This is a genomic window from Lysinibacillus sp. FSL P2-0066, from assembly GCF_037969495.1.
GTDB classification, from domain to species: domain Bacteria; phylum Bacillota; class Bacilli; order Bacillales_A; family Planococcaceae; genus Lysinibacillus; species Lysinibacillus boronitolerans.
Window position 1 is genome coordinate 4,038,930 of the sequence record NZ_CP150202.1, and the last position, 12,395, is coordinate 4,051,324.

Annotated in this window: 8 protein-coding genes; 4 read left to right on the top strand and 4 right to left on the bottom strand. The window is 36.7% G+C overall.

Translation table 11 applies throughout. The annotated features are described in order from the left end of the window. Positions 1-351: 351 nt before the first annotated feature. The 4 genes from MKZ14_RS20080 (at position 352) to MKZ14_RS20095 (ending at position 7,428) form a co-directional block, all read left to right on the top strand. Positions 352-2,100 carry a methyl-accepting chemotaxis protein gene (locus MKZ14_RS20080; RefSeq protein WP_016994786.1) on the top strand — a complete coding sequence of 583 codons (1,749 nt, stop codon included), beginning with the start codon at positions 352-354 and terminating at the stop codon, positions 2,098-2,100. Between the two features lie 135 nt (positions 2,101-2,235). Continuing rightward, the gene (locus MKZ14_RS20085; protein WP_339280382.1) at positions 2,236-5,406 is read left to right on the top strand and encodes an amino acid adenylation domain-containing protein; all 3,171 of its coding nucleotides are present in this window, start codon (positions 2,236-2,238) and stop codon (positions 5,404-5,406) included. Next, positions 5,403-6,059 (top strand): 4'-phosphopantetheinyl transferase superfamily protein, encoded by a 657-nt coding sequence (locus tag MKZ14_RS20090; RefSeq protein ID WP_339280383.1) that lies wholly within the window; start codon positions 5,403-5,405, stop codon positions 6,057-6,059. The genes MKZ14_RS20085 and MKZ14_RS20090 overlap by 4 nt, the downstream gene beginning before the upstream one ends. A 154-nt stretch (positions 6,060-6,213) precedes the next feature. Further along, complete coding sequence (locus MKZ14_RS20095) at positions 6,214-7,428, top strand: ISL3 family transposase (RefSeq protein ID WP_333007013.1); 1,215 nt, start codon at positions 6,214-6,216, stop codon at positions 7,426-7,428. Between the two features lie 111 nt (positions 7,429-7,539). On the opposite strand, the gene MKZ14_RS20100 is transcribed toward MKZ14_RS20095, so the two are convergent. The 4 genes from MKZ14_RS20100 to groL form a co-directional block, all read right to left on the bottom strand. Continuing rightward, the gene (locus MKZ14_RS20100) at positions 7,540-8,550 is read right to left on the bottom strand and encodes an ABC transporter substrate-binding protein (RefSeq protein ID WP_339280384.1); all 1,011 of its coding nucleotides are present in this window, start codon (positions 8,548-8,550) and stop codon (positions 7,540-7,542) included. A 10-nt stretch (positions 8,551-8,560) separates the two neighbouring features. Beyond that, positions 8,561-9,322: an ABC transporter ATP-binding protein gene (locus MKZ14_RS20105; protein WP_312127029.1), complete on the bottom strand. Its 762-nt coding sequence runs from the start codon at positions 9,320-9,322 to the stop codon at positions 8,561-8,563. A gap of 4 nt (positions 9,323-9,326) precedes the next feature. Next, entirely contained in the window at positions 9,327-10,406 is a 1,080-nt protein-coding gene (locus tag MKZ14_RS20110; protein ID WP_339280385.1) for an iron ABC transporter permease, read from the bottom strand. A 249-nt stretch (positions 10,407-10,655) separates the two neighbouring features. After that, complete coding sequence (gene groL, locus MKZ14_RS20115; protein ID WP_036075467.1) at positions 10,656-12,287, bottom strand: chaperonin GroEL; 1,632 nt, start codon at positions 12,285-12,287, stop codon at positions 10,656-10,658. Between the last annotated feature and the right edge of the window lie 108 nt (positions 12,288-12,395).

The following is a 12,395-nucleotide window of genomic DNA, read 5'->3' on the forward strand; positions in this document are numbered from 1 at the left end:
AAATAAGTTCGTTCTGAGCATACTTCTTTTTTATACTAGGAACAGTTGAATTTTTTGTAAAAATTTAAGCTAACTTGAAAAATATATAGACTAAAAAACTAAATTTCATCGTTTATTTATAGAAATCATGACTTTAAATAGTAAGTTTTCTGGGTTGTGAATCATTTTTTTTGGCAGTATAGTAGTTAAATGATAGGGGATAAATAGATTACTTTGCATTTATAAATATTTAACACGCGTCTGGACTTCTACGAATAACATCAACATCTTCAAGGTGTAATACATTTACTAAATTATCCACTCATAGTCCTTAGCTTGAAATATTTGCTATATCATATTAGGAGGAAAAGCATGAAAACACGCAAGAAGCAGCAAATGTCTATTAGTAAGAAATTAACTGCAATAGTAGTGAGTATTTTATTATTATTTGGATTAGTTACTTTAGGTCTTTCTTATTATATAGTAAGAAATAGTAATTTAACAGACATGAATCAATCTCTTTCTGACAAAGGCATGATCCTAGCCAAAACCATTGATATTACTACACTAAAATCCATATTAGAGAATCCTACAAATAGTAACCCCGATGCTCTACGTTTAACTAGAGAGATGGATGCAATCAATGATAATTCAGATAGTATTACCAATCTATTTTTAATTACAGTTAACGGTGAAAATATTAATGCACCTGTTCTATCATCTAGTATACTTGAACTAGGAGCAGAGTATAATCAAGATATGATTGCAATGGGTTTATCTCCTGATTTCCTAGCAAGAATTAAAGAAGTCTTTGATACAAAAAAAGCAACAGCAACAGATATTTATAGCGATGAATATGGTAGCTATAAAACAGGCCTTACACCAATCTTGGATGAAAATGGGGACATGCTGGCTGCTTATGCCATTGACTATGATGTATCAATGGTAACAGGAAAAGCGATGTCTGAAGCCCTATGGACGTTATTAGTAACGGTTATTTTCTTAATTGGTTCATCCATTGCTGTTTACACTCTTTTAAGAAAAAAATTAACACCAATTCAACAACTTTCCTTACAATCGAAAAAGGTCGCAGAAGGTAATTTAGAACTTGAACCGTTACCAGTTACTTCAACAGACGAAGTAGGAATGCTCACACAAAACTTTAATTCAATGATTGAAAATCTAAAAAATGTTATTAAGAGTACAACGAATGTGTCTGAACGTGTTTCAAACACAGCCAATGTTTTATCTGTAAATATGCAAGAAGCTTCTGATTCATATAATAATGTAGCATCTTCCATGCAGGAAATTGCAAGTGGCGCTGATCTTCAAGTACAAAAGGCTAAAGAAAGTACAGTTACTATTGAAGAAATGAGTATTGGTATTCAACGAATTGCTATGACATCCAATCAAATTTCAGAATCCTCAATTTTAGCATCTGAGGAAGCTGAAAGAGGGAATGAATCGACAAATAAATCTGTTGCACAAATGAATGCTATTAGTAAGGCTGTTAATCAATCCGCAGCTTCTGTTAAATTACTTGGCGAACATTCCAATAAAATTGAAGAAATTGTAGGAATCATTACAGGGATTGCTTCTCAAACCAATTTACTTGCATTGAATGCGGCTATCGAAGCTGCACGTGCTGGAGAAGCTGGTAGTGGCTTCGCAGTGGTTGCTGATGAGGTACGTAAACTTGCCGAACAATCTGAGGCATCTGCACGTGAAATTTCTACACTTATTTCTCATATCCAGCATGATACAAACGAATCTGTAAATATCATGGTTCACGCTGTAGAAGAAGTAGATCATGGTATTGTCATGATCAATGATTCGGAAAAATCATTTAGCCAGATCTTAACTTCCATTCACCATGTGACAGGGCAAATTCAAGAGCTTTCTGCAACGATTGAAGAAATGGCAGCTGGTATGGAAGAAGTAACGTCTGCTGTTAAAGATATGGAAGATTTTTCAGTCAATTCAAAGGACAATACAAGAGCAGTAGCAGCAACTTCTGCCTCTCAATTGAATACAGTACAACGAGTTTCTGAAGAGGCTCAAGTATTATCCGAGTTATCTGATGAATTAATGAATGTTGTTAATACCTTTGTAGTGAAATAAAAAATGAAAGGGCTGCCTTATTAAGGAGAGTTATTTCCGTTAGTTTCTCACAGATTGCTTCACTACTGTGGACCTAATGATGATAATCGCTCCTTCATAAGTGTCGGCCCTTTTCTAAAATAGGAGTTGTCATAATTGAATAATAAACAAGAATTTGATGTACACCCATCCCAAAATAATAAGCATTCTTTTGACCAACAAACGCCATCCTCCAATAGCACACAATTGTTGAACAAAGAAGACTTACTCGCATATCAAACGTTAAACCGAACAATGGCTAACTACGATCAAAACACCACAATACCTGATGTATTTTATCAGGCAGCACAAAAGTTTGCAGAACGAATCGCATTATCCTATGAAGGTGGAAAACTTACCTACCGTCAGCTAAATGAACAATCCAACCAAGTTGCTCATATGTTAGTTGCCAACGGTCTAAAAAAAGGAAACTATGTAGCGATTGTGATGGAACGTAGTAAAGAAACAGTCATTAGTTTGTTAGGTATCCTGAAAGCTGGTGGTGTTTATGTTCCCATTGATCCGAGCTATCCAAAAGAACGTTGTCAGTACCTATTAAACGATACAGGTGCCCCATTTATCATAACGAAAAACGAACATACAGCTCTACTGAATGATTTTATACATAATGATTCCCAAACACGCACAGTGTTCACTATCAACCAAACGGAGCAAGGGTATTCACAGGAAAATATGCAATGTGAACTGCTTCCATCCGATTTAGCCTATATTATTTATACTTCTGGTTCAACAGGTAAACCAAAAGGCGTCATGCTTAAGCATGAAGCTGTCATTAATTTAATAACAGATAATCAACGAATCTACCATTCAACTAAAGAAGATGTTTATTCCCAGTTTATTTCTTATAGTTTTGACCCTTCTATAACAGAAACTTTTACTGCTTTATTTTCAGGGGCAAGACTTCATATGCTTACAAGTGTAGAACGTCTGTCCATTGAGGCATTTGCTGATATGATCGGCCGTGAGCAAGTAACGACTGCTACTGTTCCAAATGCTTTCTTTACACAGCTAGCTACACATTTACCAGTAAGCTATAGGGAAAAGCTTTCGACATTAAATTATTTATCTGTAGGTGGTGAAGCCCTATTGCCTGCCATTGTTCAAAAATGGCAAGAGAAATTTGGACTTACTACAGAAATTATTAACGTGTATGGACCAACTGAATGTACAGTATTGTCCTCCTATTTTAAGGTGAAAAGTCAGATAACAGACATGCAATCTAGTATCCCTATTGGCAGACCAATCGCCAATTATGAAATGTATGTTATTAATACGGACGATCAGCTATGTCCTGTTAATGTAATCGGAGAATTATGTATTGCTGGTGCTGGTTTAGCAGCAGGTTATTTACATCAGCCTGAAAAAACAGCTGAAGTATTTGTACCTCATCTCTTAAAGCCAGATCAAAAAATGTATCGAACAGGTGATTTAGTTCGACTATTGCCAACTGGTGTCATTGAATTTGTTGGACGTAAAGACTCTCAAATTAAAGTAAGAGGTTTTCGTATTGAACTTGGAGAAATCGAAACAGTATTGAGCAATCATACGAGCATTCAGGAAGCTGTGATTATTGCGAAGAAAATGGCTGATGGAAATAATCATTTATTTGCCTACTATACAGTGGCAAGTGGTATGCAGCTTGAGGAGAATCTTTTAAGGGACTACTTAGCAAATCTTTTACCAGATTATATGGTACCAGAGCAATTTATTGAATTGCAAGAAATGCCGTTATCCCCTACAGGAAAAATTGATCGAAAGCACTTAGCTTCATTGGAATTAACTTTATCACGCAGCACTACATATATTGCCCCAGAAAATGATACACAGCGTATGCTTGCTACTGCATGGGAATTTGTACTCGGTATTGAGCCGATTGGCATTCACGATAACTTCTTTCATATCGGTGGGCATTCGCTAAAAGTGCTCGAGATTCTTGTACAAGTGAAAAAACATATACCATTCTTAAAGATTCAGGATTTCTTCCAATATCAAACGATTGCTGAACTGGATCATTATATTCGTCATTATCAACCAGAAGCGATTGAAGATCAAGACGAGCCAGCTAAAAGCATTGTATTCAAGGACTTAATGGAGCCTAGTCCTCTACAAGTCTCCCAAAACGTGAAGCCCTTGCCAATGACATCGGTATTATTAACTGGGGCTACAGGTTATTTAGGTAGTCATGTATTATATGAGCTATTAGCAACAACAACTGCGCACATATATTGCCTTATTCGACCGAGTGCCCAAACTACGATTGAAGCCAAACTAATAGAAAGTATGCAATTTTATTTTGGTAATACGATTGTTCGGCAATTGAAAGACCGTGTCACTGTTATCCAAGGTGACTTAGGCAAGCAACGACTTCATTTATCTGATAAAGATGAACAAATTATTATGAAAGAAATCGATGCCATCATTCATTGTGGTGCAGATGTACGTCATTTCGGTGCAGCTGATCATTTTAATAATGTCAATGTGAATGGAACTCGCTATTTGCTTGAAGTAGCCAAACAGAAACCAGGTGTGCATTTCCATTATGTATCGACTATTGGAATTCCAGAGGAGCTAGCAGCCATCCAATGGGGACCAGATGAAGCAAAAGGTAACTTCAATTACGATGTAAAGCTAACTAATGTTTATACTCAAAGTAAGCTAGAAGCAGAAAATCTTGTTCGAAACGCTGTACATGATGCGATCCCTGTCTCCATTTATCGTGTAGGAAATTTAAGCTGTCATTCTGAAACAGGTAAATTCCAACGTAATATCGATGACAATGCCTTTTACCGTATGATTAAATCAATGCTTTATTTAGGTAAAACTCCTACGGCACAATGGCATGTTGACTTCACACCAATCAATTATGCTAGTCAGGCACTTGTTTCTTTGGCAAGCCAGCCAGCAACCAACGGCCATGTCTTCCATTTATGTAACCCTGTATCGCTTACTTATTTAGAATTAATCGATATGCTGAAAGAAATTGGATATGACTTAACAATTGTTTCAACACAAGAATATACAGATTGGCTTTTAAATGGCGATCATTCAAAAGATGTACAGGAATATTTATCGTTAGCCATTGCGCAGCTTGAAGGTGATGGAGCAAGTGACTCCCCATTTATCTTCAATTGCAAAAAAACGATAGAATTTTTAGCGCATACAAAGATTGAATGTGCGGTACCAAATACAGCCTTTATTCACAGAATGATTCAATATGGCATTGATACAGGCTACTTTCCTGAGCCAAAACAAGTCAATATAAGATGATAAAACAAACTATACAGCTATTTGCACTACCTCTAGGCGCTCAGTTAGCACCACCAGAACGGGATGCTTTCCTTAAAGTACTCCCTTGTGAGGTGCAAAGAAAAGTTCAGCAATACAAGCACTGGCAAGATCAGCAAAGAGCGTTGCTAGGTAGCACTCTTATTAGATGGGCACTCCTTCCCTATATAGATGACGTTCTGTTACATCTAGCTCATAATGAATTTGGGCGCCCTTATATTGCAGGACACCCACATTGGCAGGGAGATTTTAATCTCTCTCATTCTGGGGATTGGATAGTGTTAGCTCTCACCACTATTGGACGAGTGGGCATTGATGTTGAAGAAATAAAGCCAGTTAGTGAAGATATGATGATATATGCGCTTTCTGAGACAGAGCGTCAATTGGTCTCTCATCAGCCTTTACATGTTTTTTATGAGTTTTGGACTTTAAAAGAGGCTCTTTTTAAAACAGGCTTATTACCAATCCAATCGCCACATTTGCTTGATACTACTGATATAAGAAAAAAAAGGAAAGACCTTTTTACCCAATTACTCTATCTTGATCAGCAACATCCTGTATCCGTCTGCTGGAGCAATGAAAATTCTAAGATAATAACCACAATATTAAATAAAGAGCTGCTTCTACAGCTATAACAAAGGAGGAGAAATTGAATAATTTCTCCTCCTTTTATTATGGTTCTATAATATTTTTTGGGGTATTTACACAATTACACGCATAAAAAAAGCACAGATTCACTGATTTATATATACTTGAATTGTCGAGAAACAAGTAATAGAAAGGTGAACTGTGCAAATGAATTTTAACATGAATATCCCAGGATTAAAAGATGTAGAGATTACGAAAGTAGAAGAAGTAGGCGATCGAATCGCATTGTATGTGCAATTGCCTAAGTGCACGCATCCATGTCCAGTTTGTGAAAAAAAAACATCGAAGGTTCACGATTACCGTATACAAAAGATCAATCATTTAAAATGGTTTGAACGTTTAACTATTCTTTTCTATAAACGTCGTCGTTATGTTTGTGATTGTGGAAAGCGTTTCTCTGAAAAATCCCCCTTCGTAGATAAATATCAACGTTACTCAAAGGAATGGAATCAAGTAGTGAGTATACGTGCTATTAAAGCTAAAACATTTAAAGAAGCTGCAGAAGTGCTAGGTACATCAACCACGACGGTTATTCGCCGTTTTAAAAAGGTAGCGAAAAAACAATTAGTAGAGGGTGTACGTTTACCAAAAGCAATTGCGATTGATGAGTATAAAGGCGATACAGATGCAGGTACGTATCAGTTAATCATTGCGAATGCGGAGACGCGCGAACCGATTGATATTTTACCGAATCGTAAAAAAGAAACCATAAAAAATTACCTAAGTCAGTATGGAGCAGATGTTGAGATAGTGGTCATGGATATGAATCCAAGTTTTAAAGCAGCTGTTCGTCAAGCGCTAGGTCGACCTGTTATTGTGGCAGACCGGTTTCATTTTAGCCGTTATATCTATTGGGCAATGGATGAAGTGCGCCGACAAGTACAAAAAGAATGGGACAAATACAATCGTACAAAGTGTAAACGTATGCGTCATGTATTGTATAAACGTGCATCTAAATTATCACCGAAACAACAGTGGTACTTACAGCGTTATACAGAAATGTCTGAAACATTAAAAGTAGCTCATGAATTAAAGGAAGCCTATTGTGAATGGTTTGATTGGGCAAAGACAAAAAATGATGTTGTAGAAGTGAAGAAGCGATTACTAGCTTTTTACCGTAAGGTAGAAGAGACAAAATTACCAGCTTTCTTAAAAGCCATTCAAACATTGAAGAACTGGCAAGTAGAAATCTTAAATAGCTTTAGTTTTGGTTATTCCAATGGCTTCTTGGAAGGCATTAATAATAAAACAAAAGTGATGAAACGGAATGCATATGGCTTTCAGCGTTTCGATCACTTTCGAGCAAAAATCTTATTAAATTTAAAGTATAAAGAAATCGGAGTTCATCTGGGTTAATGTGTTAAAAGATTACACCACCCCAACATTTGACTTAGAACCTTTATTATTAGTAGAAAACGCTGCCCTATCGTGTCATTTATTCGCCCCGCTAGGACAGTGCTTTTTATATTATTTAAATAAGTCTGGATACATTTCTTTCGCTAGTGTCTCCATTCCGTCAATTGTGTTATAGCCATAGCCGAACATGTAATTGTAATCTACGATATATATTTGTTTATTTTTAATAGCCTTCATGCTTGAAAGTTTAGGATTGGCATAAATTTCTTCACGTACTTTTGTCAAATCAGAACCGTCCCAGTTAGGAAGTATTAATACATCTGGATCTGCTGCAATTAATGTCTCAACACTTACATCGCCTGTTTCATCTTTGAAAATATTATCTAATTTAACCATTTTGAATGCATCATTAAAAAATGTTTCGTCGTGTGCTGGATAAATAAAAAGCTCTTTTGGATCATTTGTATGCAGATAAGCAAATGTTTTTTCTTCTTTAATACTTTCTAATTTTGAAGAAATATCTTGTTGTCGGCCTTTTAGTTCGTTAATAAAGCTAACTGCTTTGTCTTGAACATTAAAAATTTCACCGATATTTTCGATATCTTTATAAATAGAATCATATGTACCACCTGTTACAGATGACTCTAAAACATATGTTTTTACACCCATTTCATTAAGAGAGTCTACTGTCCCTACTCCCCATTCAGCATTATCAAATAAGCCACCACGGCCAAATACTAAATCAGGATTAGTCCCTAATGTAACCTCTTTCCCAACATATTCATCACTTAAAATATTTAGCTTAGCATACTGTTCTTCTACAGATTTATCAACTGCTCCAAAGTTCGCACCAACACCAACGATTTTATCGCCTAATCCTAGATGTAATAATAATTCTGCTGCCGGGCGTGTATTTGCCATAATTCTTTCAGGTGCTTTATCAAATACTTGATCTTTCTTTTCCCATGTTGATCCCCCTTCAGCCTTTGTAAAGTTCTCAATTGTTAGTGGATAATGCTCTTTTGTTTGTGTTTCCTTAGATGCATCTTTTGATGTGTATCCGCAGGCTGTTAATGTTAACAAAGCCGCTAAACCAATTCCTAATAATAATTTTTTCTTCATGGTTTTCCTCCTACAGTCCATATGCAAAGCCTAATCCATTCGTCACCGGATTAATAAATGTTTGACATTTTATATGATATAAAGCTTCTATTGTTTCTGGTGTTAAAACTTCTTGTGGTGTACCATGTGCATAGATTTCACCATCTTTTACGGCATAAAGATAGTCACAGTAATGTGCTGCCATTTCTAGATCATGAAGAGCTGCTAAAACACCGATGTTTAAACTTCTTACACAGGATAGTATTTCAATTTGATAGCGAATATCTAAATGATTTGTTGGTTCATCCAAAATCATAAATTTAGGCTGTTGGGCAATCGTTCTAGCTAAAATAACCCTTTGCTTTTCGCCGCCAGATAGTGAAAGAAAGCTACGCCCTCTATAAGATTGTAAGTTCGTTCTTGTCAATGCCTCTTCTACGATGTCAAAATCCTTTTGGTTATCTGACTCTAGCATTTTTTTATGAGGTGTTCTTCCTAACATCACCATTTGTTGAACTGTTAAATCAAAGTGCATTTCATTGAATTGTCCAACCACGCCTAAGTGCTGAGAAATCTTTTTTTCGGGACTTTTTAAAACATCTAAATCATCTAAGAAGACCATTCCTTTTTGAGGCACTAAGCTTTTATAAATGCTTTTTAGTAAAGTTGATTTTCCGCATCCGTTTGGTCCGATTAAGCCCACAAATTGCTGCTTATTCACATGAATGGATATGTTTTTTACGATTTCCTTTTTGCCGATTTTTACTTCTATTTCCTTTGCTACTAATTCCATTGTTCTACCCTCCGAAGTTGTAACCTTTTTTTACAATCATATAGATAAATAATGGTGACCCAATGACAGAAGTAATAATACCAATCGGTAATTCTACATTTTGGATTAATGTACGAGACAGAATATCCGCCCAAATCATGAAAAGACCGCCTAAGAGCAATGTTCCTAGCATTAATCGTTTATGATCTGCCCCGAAAATACCTCTCGTAATATGTGGAATAATTAAACCAACAAAACCGATCATACCTGCATAAGCGACCATCGTCCCTGTAATAAGCGAGGTAAGAACCATATACAATTTACGATAAGCACTTAAATTGATCCCTAATGTGATAGCTGATTCATCCCCAAGTAGCATTGTATTTAGCACGCGATGTTGGAAAAGGAATAATACAGCTCCTAGCACAATGACGAATGTTAAAATCGGTGTTTTGTCCCAGCTTGCGGATGCTAAACTCCCCATAGACCAGAACGTAACCGTTTTGATACCCTCTGCATTATTGGCAAAAAAGATGATAAGGCTTGAAAACGAACTACATAATGCACCGATAACAACCCCTGATAAAACCAATTTCACTGAGGTTGCTTTACCTCCAATACTGGATAAGATAAGCACTGCCATAGAGGTAAACATCGCTCCTGCAAATGCACCAAAGGCTACTCCAAATTGTGCTAGCAATGCACTACTCCCAAAACCAACTAGGATAGCAAAGGTTGCTCCCAATGACGCTCCTGAAGAAATACCAAGTATGTATGGATCAGCAAGTGGGTTTTGGACAACTGCCTGCATGACAGCGCCACACAATGCAAGTCCGACACCAATTAATAAGGCAAAAACCACACGTGGCATTCTGACCTGTAAAATAATATTCAAGTAGGATTCACTTTCCACACTATCAAGGGTGCCAAGTTTTCCATTGGATATAGTATGTAGCAAAATATCCATCGATTGCTTGAAAGGAATACTGACTTGTCCTATTGATACAGAAAAAACGGCAGATATTAAAATGGAGGCTATTAAAAGCAAGATAATAACATAATAAATATTGCCCGTCCCTATTCTGTTAGCTTCCTGTTTATTCAAGATTTCACCTCTATCTATTTAACTATTAGTTAATGATAACGATTATCATTTTCATTTGTATTGTAAGTGATAATCCATTGAAAAACAACAGGAAAATTTTTAATTATAAATTATTCATATATTTAGCAGATGAATAATCCACTTAAATAGCCTGTTCTAATAAAAAATCAAAATAAAAACCACTTTCCATAAAATTATGGAAAGTGGTCATGTTTACTTAAAAGATTGTGCTTTAGTTTAAGCTAAATCTTACATCATTCCTGGCATACCGCCCATGCCGCTCATATCTGGCATTGCTGGTGCTGCTTCAGGGATATCTGCTACAACCGCTTCTGTTGTTAAGAATAGCGCTGCAACTGATGCTGCGTTTTGTAAAGCTGAGCGAGTTACTTTTGCTGGGTCTACTACGCCTGCTTCCATCATGTTTACCCATTCGCCAGTTGCTGCATTGAAACCAATGCCAACTTCTTCACGTTTTAAGCGATCTACGATAATTGAGCCTTCAAGACCAGCGTTATTAGCAATTTGGCGAACTGGTTCTTCTAAAGCACGTAGAACGATTTTCACACCTGTAGCTACGTCGCCTTCTACTGCTTCAGCCGCTTTTTCCACTGCTGCATAGACGTTAAGAAGAGCTGTACCACCACCTGATACGATACCTTCTTCAACAGCCGCACGAGTTGAGTTTAAAGCATCCTCAATACGAAGTTTACGCTCTTTAAGCTCTGTTTCTGTTGCAGCACCAACTTTGATAACTGCTACACCACCTGCTAATTTAGCAAGACGTTCTTGTAATTTTTCTTTATCAAATTCTGAAGTAGTTTCAGCAAGTTGTGCACGGATTTGACCAATGCGTGATTCAATCGCGTCTGCTCCGCCTACACCTTCAACGATTGTTGTGTTATCTTTTGTTACCACTACTTTTGCTGCACGACCAAGTGCAGAAATGTCAGCTGATTTTAGATCTAAGCCTAATTCTTCTGTAATCACTTGTCCACCTGTCAGGATAGCAATATCTTCAAGCATTGCTTTGCGGCGATCACCGAAGCCTGGTGCTTTTACTGCTACAGCATTGAATGTACCACGAAGCTTGTTCACAACAAGTGTTGCTAGTGCTTCACCTTCTACATCTTCAGCAATCATTAAAAGTGGACGACCTTGTTGTACCACTTGTTCTAATAATGGTAATACTTCTTGAATGTTTGTAATTTTTTTATCAGTAATTAAAATGTATGGGTTATCAAGAACCGCTTCCATTTTATCTGTATCAGTTACCATGTAATGAGACGCATAGCCACGATCAAACTGCATACCCTCTACTACATCTAGCTCTGTTGTGAAGCCTTTTGATTCTTCAATTGTAATAACACCATCGTTACCAACGCGCTCCATTGCTTCAGCAATTAGTTGTCCAACTTCATCATCAGCAGCAGAAATAGCAGCAACTTGTGCAATTTCTTCCTTATTGCTTACTGGGCGAGAAATAGCGTGTAATTCCGTAAGTGCTGCAGCCACTGCTTTATCAATACCTTTGCGGATACCTACAGGATTTGCGCCAGCTGTAACGTTTTTCAAGCCTTCACGAATAATTGCTTGAGCTAATACTGTTGCTGTAGTTGTACCATCACCAGCGATTTCGTTTGTCTTAGAAGCAACTTCTGCTACTAATTTTGCTCCCATGTTTTCGTATGGGTTTTCTAATTCGATTTCTTTTGCAATTGTCACACCATCATTTGTAATAAGTGGTGAACCGAATTTTTTTTCTAAAACAACATTACGTCCTTTTGGTCCTAATGTTACTTTTACTGCATTCGCTAATTTATCTACACCTTGTAACATTAATGAACGAGCGTCTTCTGAGAATTTAATATCTTTTGCCATGAGAATTTACCCTCCTGAAATGGAATATTCGTTAAGCTTCTTCAATATATTTATATCAATTTCACCTTATTGTCACATTTGTTTTGCAGACAATAAGCATCCACCTTA

Excerpts from the sequence above, each read along its gene's own strand:
- MKZ14_RS20100 (WP_339280384.1), bottom strand. The coding sequence starts at position 8,550 with ATGAAGAAAAAATTATTATTAGGAATTGGTTTAGCGGCTTTGTTAACA.
- MKZ14_RS20080 (WP_016994786.1), top strand. The coding sequence starts at position 352 with ATGAAAACACGCAAGAAGCAGCAAATGTCTATTAGTAAGAAATTAACT.
- groL (WP_036075467.1), bottom strand. The coding sequence starts at position 12,287 with ATGGCAAAAGATATTAAATTCTCAGAAGACGCTCGTTCATTAATGTTA.
- MKZ14_RS20105 (WP_312127029.1), bottom strand. The coding sequence starts at position 9,322 with ATGGAATTAGTAGCAAAGGAAATAGAAGTAAAAATCGGCAAAAAGGAA.
- MKZ14_RS20090 (WP_339280383.1), top strand. The coding sequence starts at position 5,403 with ATGATAAAACAAACTATACAGCTATTTGCACTACCTCTAGGCGCTCAG.